The organism is Thalassospira sp. MCCC 1A03138 (genome assembly GCF_002115785.1).
Taxonomy (GTDB): domain Bacteria; phylum Pseudomonadota; class Alphaproteobacteria; order Rhodospirillales; family Thalassospiraceae; genus Thalassospira.
Window position 1 is genome coordinate 941,809 of record NZ_JFJY01000001.1, and the last position, 16,871, is coordinate 958,679.

Annotated in this window: 16 protein-coding genes; 12 read left to right on the forward strand and 4 right to left on the reverse strand. The window is 57.7% G+C overall.

Translation table 11 applies throughout. The annotated features are described in order from the left end of the window. Positions 1–13: 13 nt before the first annotated feature. A complete protein-coding gene (locus TH468_RS04390; protein WP_085642329.1) occupies positions 14–2,254 on the reverse strand; it encodes a primosomal protein N' in 2,241 nt (746 codons plus the stop codon). Positions 2,255–2,440: 186 nt separating this feature from the next. On the opposite strand from TH468_RS04390, the gene fsa reads away from it, so the two are divergent. The 7 genes from fsa (at position 2,441) to TH468_RS04425 (ending at position 7,958) form a co-directional block, all read left to right on the forward strand. Beyond that, the gene (fsa, locus tag TH468_RS04395; protein ID WP_037990470.1) at positions 2,441–3,097 is read left to right on the forward strand and encodes a fructose-6-phosphate aldolase; all 657 of its coding nucleotides are present in this window, start codon (positions 2,441–2,443) and stop codon (positions 3,095–3,097) included. Positions 3,098–3,225: 128 nt separating this feature from the next. Further along, complete coding sequence (locus TH468_RS04400) at positions 3,226–3,915, forward strand: DUF484 family protein (RefSeq protein ID WP_085642330.1); 690 nt, start codon at positions 3,226–3,228, stop codon at positions 3,913–3,915. Then, the gene (locus TH468_RS04405; protein WP_085642331.1) at positions 3,894–4,856 is read left to right on the forward strand and encodes a tyrosine recombinase XerC; all 963 of its coding nucleotides are present in this window, start codon (positions 3,894–3,896) and stop codon (positions 4,854–4,856) included. Before TH468_RS04400 ends, TH468_RS04405 begins: the two co-directional genes overlap by 22 nt. Positions 4,857–4,929: 73 nt before the next feature. Next, the gene (locus TH468_RS04410; protein WP_085642332.1) at positions 4,930–5,223 is read left to right on the forward strand and encodes a YrhK family protein; all 294 of its coding nucleotides are present in this window, start codon (positions 4,930–4,932) and stop codon (positions 5,221–5,223) included. A gap of 108 nt (positions 5,224–5,331) precedes the next feature. Continuing rightward, positions 5,332–5,937 carry a glutathione S-transferase N-terminal domain-containing protein gene (locus tag TH468_RS04415; RefSeq protein WP_085642333.1) on the forward strand — a complete coding sequence of 202 codons (606 nt, stop codon included), beginning with the start codon at positions 5,332–5,334 and terminating at the stop codon, positions 5,935–5,937. A 97-nt stretch (positions 5,938–6,034) separates the two neighbouring features. After that, the gene (locus TH468_RS04420; protein ID WP_085642334.1) at positions 6,035–6,526 is read left to right on the forward strand and encodes a class I SAM-dependent methyltransferase; all 492 of its coding nucleotides are present in this window, start codon (positions 6,035–6,037) and stop codon (positions 6,524–6,526) included. Between the two features lie 34 nt (positions 6,527–6,560). Then, a complete protein-coding gene (locus TH468_RS04425; protein WP_085642335.1) occupies positions 6,561–7,958 on the forward strand; it encodes a glutamine synthetase family protein in 1,398 nt (465 codons plus the stop codon). 49 nt (positions 7,959–8,007) lie between these two features. Here TH468_RS04425 and TH468_RS04430 read toward each other — a convergent pair whose 3' ends face one another. Both TH468_RS04430 and TH468_RS04435 read right to left on the reverse strand, forming a co-directional pair. Next, positions 8,008–8,334, reverse strand: a complete 327-nt coding sequence (locus tag TH468_RS04430; protein WP_085642336.1) for a hypothetical protein — start codon at positions 8,332–8,334, stop codon at positions 8,008–8,010. A gap of 351 nt (positions 8,335–8,685) precedes the next feature. Next, positions 8,686–8,910, reverse strand: a complete 225-nt coding sequence (locus TH468_RS04435) for a hypothetical protein (RefSeq protein ID WP_168177066.1) — start codon at positions 8,908–8,910, stop codon at positions 8,686–8,688. Between the two features lie 291 nt (positions 8,911–9,201). On the opposite strand from TH468_RS04435, the gene nadA reads away from it, so the two are divergent. The 3 genes from nadA (at position 9,202) to TH468_RS04450 (ending at position 11,564) form a co-directional block, all read left to right on the forward strand. Further along, positions 9,202–10,224 (forward strand): quinolinate synthase NadA, encoded by a 1,023-nt coding sequence (nadA, locus tag TH468_RS04440; RefSeq protein ID WP_139834628.1) that lies wholly within the window; start codon positions 9,202–9,204, stop codon positions 10,222–10,224. A 77-nt stretch (positions 10,225–10,301) separates the two neighbouring features. After that, positions 10,302–11,141 (forward strand): carboxylating nicotinate-nucleotide diphosphorylase, encoded by an 840-nt coding sequence (nadC, locus tag TH468_RS04445; protein WP_085642338.1) that lies wholly within the window; start codon positions 10,302–10,304, stop codon positions 11,139–11,141. Positions 11,142–11,156: 15 nt separating this feature from the next. After that, positions 11,157–11,564, forward strand: a complete 408-nt coding sequence (locus TH468_RS04450) for an NUDIX domain-containing protein (protein ID WP_085642339.1) — start codon at positions 11,157–11,159, stop codon at positions 11,562–11,564. Positions 11,565–11,576: 12 nt separating this feature from the next. Here TH468_RS04450 and TH468_RS04455 read toward each other — a convergent pair whose 3' ends face one another. Continuing rightward, the gene (locus tag TH468_RS04455; protein WP_085642340.1) at positions 11,577–14,129 is read right to left on the reverse strand and encodes a mechanosensitive ion channel domain-containing protein; all 2,553 of its coding nucleotides are present in this window, start codon (positions 14,127–14,129) and stop codon (positions 11,577–11,579) included. Between the two features lie 187 nt (positions 14,130–14,316). Here TH468_RS04455 and TH468_RS04460 point away from each other — a divergent pair, with 187 nt between their 5' ends. Continuing rightward, on the forward strand, positions 14,317–15,306 hold the full coding sequence (locus TH468_RS04460; RefSeq protein WP_085642341.1) for a zinc transporter ZntB: 990 nt from the start codon (positions 14,317–14,319) through the stop codon (positions 15,304–15,306). Between the two features lie 111 nt (positions 15,307–15,417). Then, positions 15,418–16,542, forward strand: coding sequence for a cell division protein ZapE (gene zapE, locus TH468_RS04465; RefSeq protein ID WP_085642342.1), 1,125 nt, complete (start codon positions 15,418–15,420; stop codon positions 16,540–16,542). Positions 16,543–16,871: the final 329 nt, after the last annotated feature.

Below are 16,871 nucleotides of genomic sequence, written 5' to 3' on the forward strand. Positions count from 1 at the left end.
ATCAGAACTGATCCTACATGAAGCTGTAAGGATCAATATCGATCTGCACCCGGACACTGCCCGGTGTTTTCACCTTTGATAACCAGTCATGGATCATCGCCTGCAACCGCACCTGTTTATCCGCCCGGATCAGGAAACGGCGGCGATACCGCCCGCGCAGCAACGATAACGGGGCCGGGGCCGGTCCCAGAACGACAATGCCATCACCCCTTGGGGCTGCCCGGCCAATCCGCCATGCGGCTTCATCGACCTCGTTTTCCTTTTTCCCCGAAATGATCAGGGCCGCCAACCTTCCATGCGGCGGCATGCCATGTGTCATGCGCTGGGATAATTCAACCTCGTTAAACGCATCGCGATCCCCCGCTGCAATCGCCTTGATCACCCGGTTTGACGGATCGGCGGTTTGCAGCAATACCGTGCCGGGCCGCTCACCTCGCCCTGCACGTCCTGCCACCTGGGTCATCAACTGATAACTGCGTTCAGCCGCGCGCAAATCCCCGCCCGCAAGGCCAAGATCGGCGTCAACAACCCCCACAAGGGTCAGCATCGGGAAATGATAGCCCTTGGCCAATATCTGCGTGCCGATCAGCAGATCAACTTCATGGTTATGCACCCGGTTGACAAGCTCGGCCGCGGCCTTTGGCCCGGCGATATTGTCCGATGTCGCGACCTCGATGCGAATTTGCGGGAATGTCTCGACCGCTTCCTCATAAAGCCGTTCCACCCCCGGCCCGCATGCAGCAAGCTTTTCCTCCGCCCCGCAGGCCGGGCAGCTATCGGGTGCCTTGGCCTGATAGCCGCAATGGTGACATTGCAATTTGCCCCATGCCCGGTGCTCCACCAGCCACGCCGTACAATTCGGGCATTGGAACCGATGCCCGCAGGCCCGGCAAAGGGTCAGCGGCGCATAACCCCGCCGGTTCAGGAACAGCATCGCCTGTTCCCCGGCGGCAAATGTCTCCGCCAGCCGCTTTTTCAGGGTCGGCGTGATCCAGCGTTGCCGTTCCGGCCTGTCCTGCCGGATATCGACAATCTCGACACTTGGCAAAACCGCCATACCGTGCCGTTCTGAAAGCTCGACCCGCTCATACCGACCGGCTTCGACATTCGCCAAAGTCTCCAGCGACGGGGTGGCGGACGCCAGAATGGCCGGTATCCCGCCCAGATGCGCGCGTGCCACCGCCATATCCCGCGCATGATAAATCACGCCGTCTTCCTGCTTGAAGGCATGTTCGTGTTCTTCATCCACCACGATCAGGCCGAGATTGGCATAGGGCAGAAACAGCGCCGACCGTGCCCCGACCACCAGCTTTGCCGACCCATCGGCCACCGACCGCCATGTATCGCGCCGCCGTGCCTGCCCGACTTCGGAATGCCAAAGCGCCGGCTCAACGCCGAATCGGTCACGGAACCGCTGCAACCACTGCGCCGAAAGGGCGATTTCCGGCAACAGGACCACCACCTGCTTCCCGCTTTCCAACGCGGTGCGGATCGCCTCGAAATATACCTCGGTCTTGCCCGACCCGGTCACACCATCAAGTAACGTGACCGAAAAACCATCCCCCGCCACCTTGGCACACAGCATGTCCGCCGCGCGTTCCTGCGCATCCGACAAATGCGGGCGCGCAATATCAAGGTCGGGGTCGTCAAACGGAGATGGCGGGGTGACCATCAAACGCCGCACGACACCTGCCTCGACCAGCCCCTTGATCACACTCGCCCCGGCACCGGTTTCGCGCATGATATCGGCCTGTTCCATCGGCGGATGGTCGCGCAAAAACGCCATCACCCGCTTTCGCGGCGGCGTCATGCGAAGGCCGCTTTCGGCGGCACCGTCTTTGTCATCGGCAAGGGTAAATCGGAAAATCGGCTTGGGCGGCTCCAGCGCATCAGAAACGCTCATCGCCATGCGCAGCACCGCCCCCTGCGGCGCCATGGTATAGGCCGACACCCAATCGACGAACTTTCGCGTCACATCGGCCATTGGCGGTGCCTGCAAAACGCCATAAATTTCGCGCAGCTTGGCCGGATCGACGTCGCCCCTGGCCTTACCCCAGACGACGCCGCGCTGGGTCTGACGGCCCAGTGGAATTTCGACAAAGTCGCCGGGCTGAACGTTCAGGCCTTCGGGGACAAGATAATCATACGGGCCCGCCAATGGCAGCGGCGGCAGAACGCTGATCGTTTCACCCGTTACCTGAAAGGCTGGATCATCATCAAACAGATTTCCCGATATGGCCTTTGCGGCGCTCATATATTATAAACCCCGTCAGGATGCCTCTGGGTTGGTCGCATGATTATGCATAACCGGCTTGTGGCACAAAAGAAAACGGTCCCACAGCACTGGGCGTCTGGTACCGTCATTTGAATGGAACCGGACCCTATCAGCTAACCGCATCATCGAACAACGATCTTCAAAAGCTCCTGAGCAGGAAATCCAATGAAGTTTTTCATCGACACCGCCGACATCGACGCAATCCGCGAAATCGCCAAATCCGGCCTCGTTGATGGCGTGACCACCAACCCGTCGCTGGTTGCCAAAACCGGCCGTTCGTTCCTTGATCTGATCAAGGAAATCTGTGACGTGGTTGACGGCCCGGTCAGCGCCGAAGTTGCTGCGACCGACTATGAAACCATGGTTGCCGAAGGCCGCAAACTTGCGAAAATCGCCGACAATGTCGTCGTCAAACTGCCGCTGACCCCGGATGGGCTCAAAGCCTGCCGTACCTTCACCGATGAAGGCATCCAGACCAACGTCACCCTTTGCTTCTCGGTCGGTCAGGCCATTCTGGCTGCCAAAGCCGGTGCGACCTATGTCTCGCCGTTCGTTGGCCGCCTTGACGATATCTCGTCCGATGGCATGCAGCTGATTGCCGACATCGCCGAAGTTTACAACAACTACCCGAACTGGCAGACCGAAATCCTCGTCGCGTCCGCACGCGGCCCGCAGCATGTTGTCGATTCGGCCCGTCTCGGTGCCGACGTCGTCACCATCCCGCCGCAGGTTCTTGGCCAGCTCTTCAAGCACCCGCTGACCGACAAGGGTCTTGAAACCTTTGTCGCCGATTGGGCGAAAACCGGCCAGTCGATCCTCTAAGGTTAACCCCTTAAGGTCGAAAACCCGGCTTTTGATCGGTTTTATCACCGGTCCTTAACACGCATTTAACCCGGCAGCCCGCATTGTGGCTGCCGGGTTTTTCGTTTCACTGCAAATTACCGGATCAGATGGAAAAGACAGCATTGCGCGCCGACGACGTCGCGGCCTACCTCGCCGAACATCCCGACTTTTTTGCCAACCGGCCGGACCTTCTCGATAGTCTGGACATGCCGGTCCGCGAACTGGGTTCTGGGGTTGCCGACATGCAGCAATATGTCGTCGCCCGTCTGCGCGATGAACGCGAAAAGCTGCGCGGCGCCACAAGCGAGCTGATCAACATTTCCAAATCCAACCTCGAAACCCAAAGCCGCATCCATCGCGCGGTTCTGGCCCTGCTCAATGCCCGCGGGTTCGAGGTTTTCGTCGAAGCCCTGCAGGATCTTGTGCCCGAACTGCTTGACCTTGATGCCATCGCATTGTGCTTTGAAGAAAGCGAAGATGCCCCGGTGCCGCGTTGCGGCGGCCGTGTCCGTCGCCTGACAACTGGTGCGGTTGATCAGGTTCTGGGCGAGGAAAACGACGTCTGGCTTCTGCCCGACAATGCCGGGGACGAGGCGATTTTTGGCCCGCAGGCCGATAACATCCGGTCCGCCGCCATTGTCCGTCTCGCACCGTTTTATGGCGACCCGGTCGGGCTGGTGGCATTCGGTGTGGCCGAACCTGACTATTTCAGCCCGGCACAGGCCCATGACCTGATCATGTTCCTGGCCTCCGTGATCGAATTTGGTGCCCGCCGATGGCTGACACCGGCGCAATGAATAAGGGGCTTATGGCCCTGACCCTGCCCGATGACGTGCGCGATGCCATTGCCGATTGGCGGCAATGGCTTTCTGCCGAACGCCGCGCTTCCGACCACACCACCGAAAATTATCTTGCCGATCTCTATTCCTTCCTTGGTTTCGTCCGGGAACATCGCGGTGATACACCCGGTATTGCCGATCTTCTGGCACTTAATCCGCGCGACTTCCGAAGCTGGCTTGCCCGGCGCAGCATGGATGGCATGGCCAAAAGCTCCACCGCGCGCGCCCTATCATCACTGCGTAATTTCTATCGCTTTCTGGATCGTACCGGGCGCGGCCAGAACGCGGCGGTCAATTCGATCCGCAATCCGAAACTACCGCAATCCGTCCCCAAACCGCTTAGCCCGCAGGATGCCATCGCCGTCCTTGATAATGCCGGCGCGTGGCAGGATGAACCCTGGCTTGCCAAACGCAACCTTGCCCTTTTCACCTTGCTATATGGCTGCGGGTTGCGCATATCCGAGGCACTGGACCTTAACGCCAATCAACGCCCGACGGGCGATTCGATGATCATCACCGGCAAGGGCAACAAACAGCGCCTTGTCCCGGTTTTGCCGATCGTGCGCGACGCGATCGAGGATTATGTCCACACCTGTCCCTATGCCCCGAACGGCAATGAGCCGCTCTTTGTCGGCGCACGCGGCGGTCGGCTGGTCGCACAGGTCGCCCAACGCGAAATGCGCAAAATCCGCGCCCTTCTGAACCTGCCCGATACCGCCACCCCGCACGCCATGCGCCATTCCTTTGCCACCCATCTTCTGGCCGGTGGTGGTGATCTGCGCACCATTCAGGATCTGCTCGGCCACGCCTCGCTCTCGACCACCCAACGCTATACCTCGGTCGATACCGAACGCCTGATGGCCGTTTATCACGGCACTCATCCCCGCGCACGGCGTTAGTCCAGATATTCAAGAACGTTTGCCGCCTTCATGCGTTACGGACAAAGCAACCCATCATAAACGGGAGTCCGCCATGAAGCTTTTCCGAAGCCGCCGCTTTGACGCATCCTCACGCCACCGCCAGGTCTATAGCGCCTATGAAATCGCCTATACCTCGGTCGACTGGCTGGCTGCGGTACTGTTTACCATCGGCAGCATCATGTTCCTCTATGACGATCTGATGAAGGCCGGAACGTGGCTTTTCATCATCGGGTCGGTGTGTTTTGCCCTGCGGCCCTCCATCCGGCTGGCGCGTGAACTGCACCTTGCCCGGCTGGGCGAAACCGGCACAGAACAAGGCAATTCCCCGGATTACCGCCGGGACTGATGCCCCTTTCTGGGCCAGATTTCCACAATCGCGAAATTTGGGGTTCTTCGAAACGGCATTTCCCCCTTACACTGCGGGCAACTTGTTGAAATTCATCGGAGGAACCCCATGATCCTGCGCTCCAGCGACCCGTCACCCTTTGGCCGCAAGGTCAAAATCGCCGCCAAAATTCTTGGCATTTACGACCAATTGACCATCGAACTGGCCAACACCAACGATCCGGCTGACAGCCTCCGCGAACAAAACCCGCTGGGCAAAATCCCGATCCTGATCCTTGATGATGGCCGCAAGATTTTCGATAGCCGCGTGATCTGCGAATATCTCGACGCGCAGGTCGATGGCGTCACCCTGCACCCGACCGAAAGCGACGCCCGGTGGGAGGCATTGACCCTTCAGGCGCTTGGCGATGGCATCATCGATGCCTCGATCCTGCAGGTCTACGAACACCGCATGCGCCCCGAAGAAAAACGCTCCGCCGACTGGCTTTCCTATCAGTCGGACAAGGTCAAACGCGCCATGGATCACCTTGACGCCAACCCGCCGTCGCTTGCCGGTGATCTGACCATCGGCCATGTCGCCCTTGCCTGTGCACTGGGCTATCTTGATCTGCGTTTTGATGGCAGATGGCGCGAAACTTACGGCGCACTCGTCACATGGCTTGATGCCTTCCGTGCCCGCGTTCCGGCCTTTGATGCCACCGTTTTCAAGGGCTGATAGGACTTATGCCCCGGTGCGGCTTAATCCTGCTTGCACCGGGCCGCTTTCGGATTACATCGCGATTTCACATTCACCGTCCGGAGAACACGAATAAATGTCCCGCCTTAACAGCGTCATCCGCCGCCTGCAGGCCCAGCGCGACTGCCTGAATGCCGCCGCCGAAATGATCAAGGACCATGACGGTATTGTTCTTGAAATCGGGCTTGGCAATGGCCGTACCTTCGATCACTTGCGTGAAATCATGCCGGATCGTGAAATCTTCGTCTTTGACCGTCAGATCGCCGCCCACCCCAAATGCATCCCCGATGATGATCACCTGTTTCTGGGCGACATTTTCGAAACCCTGCCGATGGCGGTTGAACGCTTTGCCGGCAAGGTCGCACTGGTTCATTCCGATGTCGGCACCGGGGACGAGGCCCTGAACGCCAAAATCGCCGCTTTCATCGGCAAAACCCTGCCGCCGTCCCTGATCAAGGGCGCGATTGTCGCCTCCGATCAGAAAATCGACGTGCCCGGCACCATTGCCGAACCGCTTCCCGAAGGCGTCCCGCAGGATCGCTATTTCTTCCGCCGTTATCAGGGCTAAAACCAGAAACCGCCCCTCATCAGGAATCCCGTCCGTGTCCAATGCACCCACCCCGGCCGCCGCGTCCCCCAGTGGTTCAACCCTTTCTGAGGCCGAGGCATTCCTTGCCAAATACCCCGATGTCGAGGCCATCGACATCATCCTGACCGATTTTCACGGCATCGGACGCGGCAAGATGATCCGCCGTCATGAACTGGCCTCGATCTATAAATCCGGGCGCGGATTGCCAACCTCGATCTTCGGGCAGGATGTCACCGGCGAGGATGTCGATGATTGCGGGCTGGTGCAAACTGGCGGTGGCGGAGATGGTCGTTGCTGGCCAGTACCCGGAACGCTTGGCTATCTGCCCCACACGGGCCGGGGGCAGCTCCTGATCAGCATGTATAACGAGGACGCAACCCCGCACGATGTCGATCCACGCAATGTATTCCTCACTCAGGTCAACCGCGCCAATGCCTTTGGCTTTGCCCCGATGGGTGCGTTCGAACTGGAATTCTATCTGGTGGACCGCGAAGCGGACGCGGGCGGTCTTTATCATCCGGCATCCTATGCGATGACCAAACGCCGGTCATCGCTGCGCAACACCATGTCGGTCGATGAAATCGATGAAATGTCGCCGCTTTTTGATGCGGTGTACGAGGGTGCCAAACATCTTGATCTGACGCTGGAAACCCTGATTTCCGAATATGGTCCGGGCCAGTATGAAATGACCATCCGCTATCGCGATCTGATGCGCGCGGCCGACGATGTCATTATCGCCAAACGCCTGATCCGCACCGCAGCACGCCGTTTCGGGATGGAGGCCGTCTTCATGCCCAAACCGTTCGGCAACGAAGCCGGTTCTGGCATGCATCTGCATCTCTCATTGGCGGATGAAAACGGCAATAACATGTTTGCCGATCAGGCCGACGGGGCACTAAGCCCCCTTATGCTCAACGCCATCGGCGGCATTCGCGGCACGATTGGCGAAACCATGCTGATCCTCGCCCCCTTCATGAATTCATGGCGCCGCTTTGCATCCGCCATGTATTCCCCGGCATCCGATGACTGGGGTGTTGAAAACCGCACCGTGGCGCTTCGTGTGCCGGGCACACCGGGCAAGACGCGGCATTTCGAACACCGCATCGCGGGCGTTGATGCCAATCCCTATCTCGTCGCCGCCGTAACCCTTGGGGCGGCCCTTGACGGCATCGAACACAAAACCGATCCCGGCAAACCAAGCACCGATGAAATCGGCCATGACAAAGCCCCGAACGACCTGCCGCGCCATTGGCTAGACGCCATTGACCGCTTCGGTGCGTCCGATTTCAACAAACGCACACTGGGCGAACGCTTCCACACCGCCTTCACCCGCATAAAGCAGGCAGAATACGAACATATGGCACTCAAGGTCAGTGCGGCGGAATGGGAATATTACGGGTTTTCGGTCTGATTGATGCGGGGCGGTTTACCGGTCAGGCTTTCCTGACCGGGGACCAGAATCAGAAGACGCGTTTGGCGCGGTTGTTGGATTTGTGCGCGGAGAACGCGACCCGCGGGCGGGAATCCATCATTTTCTGATCGCGCAGATGGGCGACTTCAAGATCACGCGGATCGACATTCATCATGCGGATGTCGCCCCCACGGTCCGCATTGGTATGCAGATGCATCTTGGTCGAAACCCACTGATAGGTCGGATAGGTCACGTTTTCCGGAAGCGATTCTTCGGTAATCACCTTATAGGCCCCGGCTGGCAGAACTTCCGCAAGCCCGCGCAGACTGAACGGCCGCGCGAAATTCAGGATTTTCGATGTGGTACGGTTTGTCAAAAAAGTGCTCCTACCGCGCAAGGGCGCGTTGATCCGGGAAAATCAACGGGATCATTCCCGTGGCCAGCTTTTCAGCTTTTGTTTTCCTCACGCGCGACGCTTGCGAATTCCTGATCGAACCCGCATTGCCACGTTTGATTTCAAACAAAAATTGAAATGACCATGAAATTTGGAAATAAATATCCAAGTCTGATCATATGAATATTTTTTGATTTTATACAACGAACATATTTTTTATTTTTATATCGCCTTGAATAGATACAGAAAACCATCGCACCGAAAATGATCCAGCGCGCGGCAATCCGATTTTATTTTGCGATTTATTTATCCGGTTCTTTAACCCGGCGATGATCAGTAACTCAGATCAAGCCCAAGCATACTACCAAGCCCGAAGGTAACGAGCCCAAGGATCAGAACCGCCAGCACGAAGATTGCCACCATCTTGGCACTCGCAATCAGCACCTTCCGCCTGCCGATCTTCTTGCCCTGATCGTAATGCCACTTGATGGCAAAGAACATGCCCGTGCCCAACGCGACACCCTTGAACGTACCAAAGGCTATAGGGACCCAATCCATATCAAAGACTCTCATCTGCATCATCTGCGCGTGTTATGCCCCCATCCCGGGCAAATGCACACTTCCCGTTCTGCAACGCAGATATGTACCAGCAGGTCGCGGCTGCCCCCGCGGTTATATGCCGGGCGATTATATTACGGTGAAGTGCCCTTCAACAAAGATCACCGTCATCCCCCAATTCCTTGCCATCCCGGCCCAATGGCGATATTGAGGTTTCAAACTGTCATTAACTTGCAATGCCGGGACCCGCTGCTTATCTCCGGCTTGCAACAGGCGAGATGAGACGACGCCATGAACCAGATTGCCACCATCGCCGAGGCTGCGCCCGGCGCAATGTCCGAGATGCAGATTGATCCCACCCTTGATCTTGAGGCGGAAATTGCCCGCCTGAAGAAAGAGAAAAACGCGATCATTCTGGCCCATTATTATCAGGACGGCGAAATTCAGGACCTGGCCGACTTTGTCGGTGACAGCCTTGATCTTTCGCGCAAGGCCGCCGAAACCGATGCCGATGTCATCGTCTTCTGCGGTGTGCGCTTTATGGCCGAGGTCGCCAAAATCCTCAGCCCGAACAAAACCGTGCTGCTGCCCGACTCAAAGGCCGGCTGCTCGCTCGAAGATTCGTGCCAGCCCGAACCCTTCCGCAAATTTCGCGAACAGCATCCCGATCACGTATCGGTCACCTATATCAACTGCTCGGCCGAGGTAAAGGCCGCCTCCGATATCATCGTGACCTCGTCGAACGCTGCCGAAATCATCGATCAGATCCCGCTCGACAAACCGATCCTGTGGGCACCGGACCGCCATCTTGGCACCTATCTGGCGAAAAAAACCGGCCGTGACATGACGCTGTGGAACGGCTCGTGCATCGTGCATGAACAGTTTTCCGAACGCGAACTGATCCGCCTTAAAACCCAGAACCCGGATGCGAAAATCGCCGCCCACCCGGAATGCCATAACGGCATTCTGAAACATGCCGATCACATCGGCTCGACCCGCGCCATTCTGGAATATGTGATCAACGGCCCGGATCAGAAATACCTGATCGCGACCGAACCCCACATCATCCACCAGATGGAAAAAGCCGCCCCGCACAAGGAATTCATTCCCGTGCCCGGTGCCGATGGATCGTGCGCGTGCAACAACTGCCCGTTCATGGAGCTGAACACGCTCGAAAAGCTGTATCTGTGTCTGGTCAATAACGGCCCGCAGATCATCATGCCCGAAGATTTGCGTGTTGCCGCGGTCAAGCCGCTTGAACGGATGCTGGAAATGTCAAAGGGCATTCCGCTGAAAAAAGAAAACGCGGCCTAGGCCAAACCGATCAGCAGCCCCGCAGCAACTTGCGGGGCTGTTTTCCATCCCCATCCCACAAAGAATGCGGCCCCACCATGACCGTCCTGACCCCGGCTGAAATTTCCGAATTCATCGACCGCGCCTTTGCCGAGGATATCGGCACCGGCGACATCACATCGGACAATGTCATCCCCGCCGATGCGCGCCTGCGCGTCGCCCTTGAAACGCGCGAGGATATCGTCGTCGCTGGCCTGGATATCGCCCTTGAATGTTTCCGCAAACTGGTCCCCGACGCCAAAATCACCAAACATTGCGAAGACGGCGATGCGATTGCCGCCAAGGACGTCCTTGCCGTTGTCGAAGGCAATGCGCGCGGCATCCTGACTGCGGAACGCACAGCCCTTAATACCCTGCAACATCTGTCTGGCATCGCCACCACCACGCGCACCTATGTCACGGCGATGGGCGATACCACCGCCAGATTGCTTGATACCCGCAAAACCCTTCCGGGCTGGCGCAAGATGGAAAAATACGCCACCCGCATGGGCGGTGCGCAGAACCACCGCATGGGTCTTTATGACGGCGTGATGATCAAGGACAACCATATCGGCGTTGTCGGTTCGATCACCGAATGCGTGAAATCCGCGCGTGCGGCCAACCTGCCCAAGATCGAAGTCGAATGCGACACGCTCGATCAGGTCCGTGAAGCCACCGACGCCGGTGCCGATATCATCCTGCTTGATAACATGGGCCCTGATATGCTCCGTCAGGCGGTTGCAATTGTCGCGGGTCGCTGCAAGACAGAGGCATCGGGTGGTGTAAACCTTCAGACCATCGGGGCGATTGCCGCGACGGGTGTGGATTATGTCTCGGTCGGGCGCATCACCCAATCGGCCCCGGCGGTCGATATCGGGCTGGATGTCGCCATCCTCTGAGCAGGGCGGATCACGATGAACGCTATCAGACCAGCCCCAAGGATTGTCGAAACCGCCAACTGGATTTTCCGCGACGGCGGCAAAATCCTTTCGGTGCGCAGTCACGGGCGGGATCGTTTTTACCTGCCCGGTGGCAAGATTGATGCGGACGAAACCGCCATCGAAGCCCTGATCCGTGAAATCCGCGAAGAACTGGGCGTGACGCTGATCGAAAAATCGATCCGCCCGCTGGGTATCCATGCCGGTCGCGGCCATAACCAGCCGACCGGCACGATTGTCCGCATGCAATGCTTCGCCGCCCGCTTTACCGGCACCCTGACCCCATCACGCGAAATCGCCGAAATGCGCTGGCTCTCGCAACGCGACCGTCACCTGATGGCCCCGATGGGCCAAAAGATCACGGCCGCCCTGTTTGATATCTGATCCGACCGTGCGTTAACGCGGTGCATCCCCGTCCGGGTCGCCCCCGGCATCGGGGATACTGCGCGCAGCCGCATCCTTGTCGCGGTTTTCATCCTTGGCGGTCGATGGCGGTGTGGCCGGGTCTGTGGCGGCACCATCCGTATCCCCATTGCCATCACGGACTTCGGGTACATCATCCTTCGCCTCGATCACCGGTTTGGGGTCACCCCGCCCGGCATTGCGGATGGCATCCGCCAGCTTGTCGATATCGCGCAGATGCAGATCCTGCTGCGGGAACGGGATTTCGATCCCTTCCACGCGGAACCGTTCAAGCACCTCGAAGCGCACGGCACTGGCCACCGCCAGAACATCGCCGATATCGCGCAGGAAATAGCGCAATTCGAAATCAAGCGAGCTGGCGCCGAAATCGATAAACACCACCTGTGGTGCCGGATAGCTGAGAATCTCGCGGCGCTTATCCGCGATCTCAAGCAGGATTTCACGCACCTTGTTGGCATCCGATCCGTATGAAACCCCGATCCGGACAATCCCGCGCCCGCTGCGATCCTTCAATGTCCAGTTCATCACCCGGTTGGAAATCAGTTCGGAGTTCGGGATCACCACCGATGACCGGTCAAAGGTTTCGATCTCGGTCGCGCGCACCCGGATATCCTTGACCAGCCCCTGATCGGCCCCGACCACGATCCAGTCGCCAACCTTGATCGGCCGTTCGATCAGAAGGATCAGGCCCGACACAAAGTTACTGACGATACTTTGCATGCCAAAACCGATACCGACCGAAATCGCACCGGCAATGATCGCAAGGTTGGACAAATCCATCCCCGCCGCCGAAATCGCCAGTAACACCGCAAGGCAGATCCCGACATAACCGAAAATCGCCGAAACCGAATGCTGCAAACCTTCATCAAGCTTGGTATTGGGCAGAACGCGCGTATTGAGCATCCGCTGGAAAAACCGCATGACGCCCAGAACCACAAGGAACAGCAAAATCGCGATCAGAATGGCGCGGAGCGAGAAATTGATCCCGCCCACCTGTATGCCGATAAACGCCTTTTCCGCGGCATCAATCAGGTCCGCCCACGCGATATCGGTAAAGATCAGAACCGCCAACGGCACGGCAATCGTGAACATCACGACATCAATCGTGACCCGTAACCAGAAATAAAGCGTGCCATGCACCGCATCACTGGTCCCGTCATCATCGGGCGCGTCTGGTTTCACCAGATAGGTATGCACAAGGGCCCGCGCATAACCACGCAGCAGCCAGTAACTGGTGATAAAGGCAAGCCCCATCATCAGGTTTTCAAGGATGAACCGCGCGAGTGCGACATAACCAAGGATGCTGAGAATCGGCAGCAGCACCGCCACGATCCGCAACCCACGGCGTGACCGTCTTTCGGCCTTGGCCCATAATTCGTGCCGGTCCGGTCCGCTATGTTCCCAGAATACACCAAGCGAACAGACAAACAGAATGATCGAAATCAGGAAAACGTTCGAAACACTTTGCACCAGCGCGATTTCAAGCGACGTGCCAAGCGTGGTCGCACCCTGCAAAAGCACCAGATCGGATGCGTAAATCACCGCCGCCAGCAACGATAAAAGCCCGACAACCCGCGCCCCCGTCGCGGTTGTGCCCGCGCGCCGCATCCCCGGCAGGAACGGAGAATAAATACTGCGGATCGCCGCCCCGACAAACAGCAGGAACAAAAGAGCCGCAAAGCACTGATAGATGAAATCACCCATGCTTCCGGCCAGAAGGTCGGGCTGGCGATCGACAATCTGATAGGCAATGACAAGTGCGATACCCGGCACCATCGCCGTAAACAGGAACCGCGTCCCCGATATCAGCGAAACCCGGTCTTCCTTTGGCACGCTCTGCCAGCGTTCCGGCAACCAGCGCAGCACCACGACCTCGCCCCCAATCAGGGCGGCCATCACAATAAACGCCAGCAACACCAGTCCCGGTGCGACCTCGGCCAGTTCGTCACCGATCTGCCCTTCAAGATCAAGATCGGCATAGCGGCTGCGCACCATATCGGGCAACTCAATCGCGCCCGACCACACCTGGCCCCAGGTTTCCCCGTCCCACGGCACGTCAACCCGGCCCAGAATACGGCGGGTAAACCGTTCGCGCGAAATCCGCGCCAGATGATCGGAAACCTCGGTCGCGCGGAAATCAACAAGCTCAACCTGCTTGATCACGCCGCTGATTTCGGCAATCGCATCATTCAGCCGGGATCGTTCGGCGGCAACGGCGGGGACTTCGCTTTGGCCTTCGGCGGGCGGTTCGCCCAGTTTGCCAAGGGCGGCGTTAAGCCGGTTCAGGCGCTCCGCCGCACTCGATTGCAGGGTTCCGGCCCCCTCGGTGACGGTTTCCACCTTCGCCCGGCTCTCATTCAACAGCCGCCCGGTGACCTCCCCATCCGACAGAGCCGCGTCAATCTCGTCAAGACTGTCATTCCAGCCAGATATAAGCTGCTGGCCTTTTTCCAGTTCGATCTTCTGGGGATTATCCTGCGTCTTGTCCTGCGCCTGCGCGCTGCCGGTGATCAGGACGGCGGACATTATTGTCGCCATAATCCACATTACAATGGGTCGAACTGTCGTCATGATAGATATTCCATACTGGCCTCTGGCGGGCAAATGCCCAAAACCCGTTTTTCCTGATTTGCAAACAGGTTACACTGTCGTCGATAACGAATCACGTCCCGTTTCGTTCCCTTAACGGCCCCCATATCAGACGGAGCCCCATATGCCTTCATCCGCCCTGATCAATGCGTTCAAACTCGATAGCGACGGCAACGGAACCCCCCTTGAATGGCAGGATATCAGCAAAAACCTTCCCGAAACCGGTGAACACGAATTTCTCTGGGTGCATCTTGACTGGATGGCGGATGGTGTTCGGCGCTGGCTGATCGATATTGTCGGGCTTGATCCTACCATTGCCGATAACCTGTCCACGCGGGGCACCCGGCCATCGGTATTCTTTTATGATCATGGCTATTCGATGAATTTGCGGGGCGTCAATCTGAACGCCGAAAATGATCCCGCCGATATGATTTCGGCCCGCTTCTGGGTATCGGGCAATCTGGTGATTACGCTGCGCAACCGGTCGCTGAAGGCATTTGATGATATCCGGGCCGCGATTGCGCAGAATAACGCGCCGCGCAATCCCGATGATTTCGTCCTCACCGTCGCCGAACGGCTGGTATTTCGCGTCGATAATGTCGTCCTTGGCCTTGAAGAAAACGTCGATACCATCGAAGACGATCAGGAAGGCACGCCTGAAAACAAAACCCTGCCGCTGCGTCGGCGCTGTTCGGATGTCCGCAATCAGCTTTTGCGTCTGCGCCGTCACCTGTCCCCGCAACGCGATGCGCTGGCCCAGTATGTCGAACATAAAACCGCCTGGACCGATAAACGTTATAAACGCCGTGCGCGCACGCTGACCGATAAAACCATCCGCCTGGTCGAAGAATTTGATTCCCTTCGCGAACGCATCCAGATCGTCAATGAAAACATGATGGCGCTGGAAACCGAACGCATGAACCGCACCATGTATTGGCTGACGGTGATCGCCGGTCTGTTCCTGCCGATCAGTTTCGTGACCGGGCTTCTGGGCATCAATGTCGGCGGGGTCCCCGCCGCCCAAAGCCCGTTTGGCTTTATGGGCGTATCAATCATTCTGGCCGGGATCGTGGTATTTGAAATCTGGCTGTTTAAAAAGATGCGCCTGATCTGATTCCAAAACACGGCGTAAACACCTATGTCACATCGGCATGTTGCATTGCAAAGCAGCTTGGCGCTATGACTTTGCCTCCTTGTTCCTTTTCACTGCATGACGAGATCCTTGATGACCGACGGCCCGCTTTCACGTTACCGCGCGAAAATCACCGCGGGCGAATTGTCCCATGATCCCATGCAGGAACTCTGCGCCGAAAAACTGCAAAGCCTGTTCAAGGCGCTGAACCATTACGAACCGCAAACCGGTTCGGGCGGCTGGCGCGAACGGTTTGGCCTGACGCGCCGCCGCGAAGAACCCGAACCGCCCCAGGGCCTTTATATTTACGGCGAGGTCGGGCGTGGTAAATCCATGCTGATGGATCTGTTTTACGAAACCGTCGCGGTGGATCGCAAACGCCGGGTGCATTTCCACGATTTCATGCAGGATGTGCATGACCGCATGCACCGTTTCCGCAAAACCAAATCAAAGGACGACGCCGACCCGATCCCGCCAATTGCCAAGGATCTGGCCAAGGACGCGTGGCTTTTATGCTTTGATGAAATGCAGGTCACCGACATCACCGATGCGATGATTTTGGGCCGCCTGTTCGAACAGCTTTTCGATCATGGCGTGGTGATTGTCACGACATCCAACCGCATGCCCGATGATCTCTATAAGGACGGCCTGCAACGCCAGAACTTCCTGCCCTTCATCGACATGATCAAACAGAAACTTGATGTGCTCGAACTGGCAAGCCCGACCGATTACCGCATGCGCAATCTGACGGCGGCCGACGTCTTCCTGTTCCCGGCAGGTCCCGATGCGAAAGCCAAAATTGACGAGATGTTCGCAACCGTCACCGAAGGTGCACGCGTCGCACCCGACAGCCTGACCAACAAGGGCCGCAAGATCGAAATTTCCGCCGCCGGGGCCGGTGTGGCGCGCTTCACATTCGATGAACTGTGCACCAAACCGCTCGGACCGGGCGATTACATCGCGATTGCCACCCATTTCCACACCATCGTCATTGACCTGATCCCGAAACTGCCGGACTCGCGCCGTGATTGGGCCAAACGGTTCGGAACCCTGATCGATGCGATGTATGAACATAAAACCAAGCTGATCTGTGCGATTGAATGCGATCCGTCGGAAATCTATACCGACGGCGATTATTCCTTTGAATTCCAGCGCACCGTGTCACGCATGACCGAAATGCGCAGCCAGGAATATCTCGACATGCCGCATCTGACGTAGCACCCGAACCGGGCACACTTCGGGCGAATTTGAACGCCTCAAAAACGACTCCACCCACACAGGTTTAATTTTGGCACAAAAAATCACCAGCAGGTGCGGGTTGGCATGCCGATTCTTGCGTCTGGCGTGCATTTGTCTTTGCAAAAATGCAGAATCTGCCTGAAGCACGATTTCCTCATGCACCGCCTGCCGCATGGCAGATGGCCATTTCCTGCAAGGCTGGACGTCAAAAGATAAGATCATGCGCATCAATTCGCGGCAAAAGCGTGACCTGCCTTTCCTTTAGGCAGTGCCAAGGCGCAAACAGGCTTTGGTTTTGCTGCCGATTT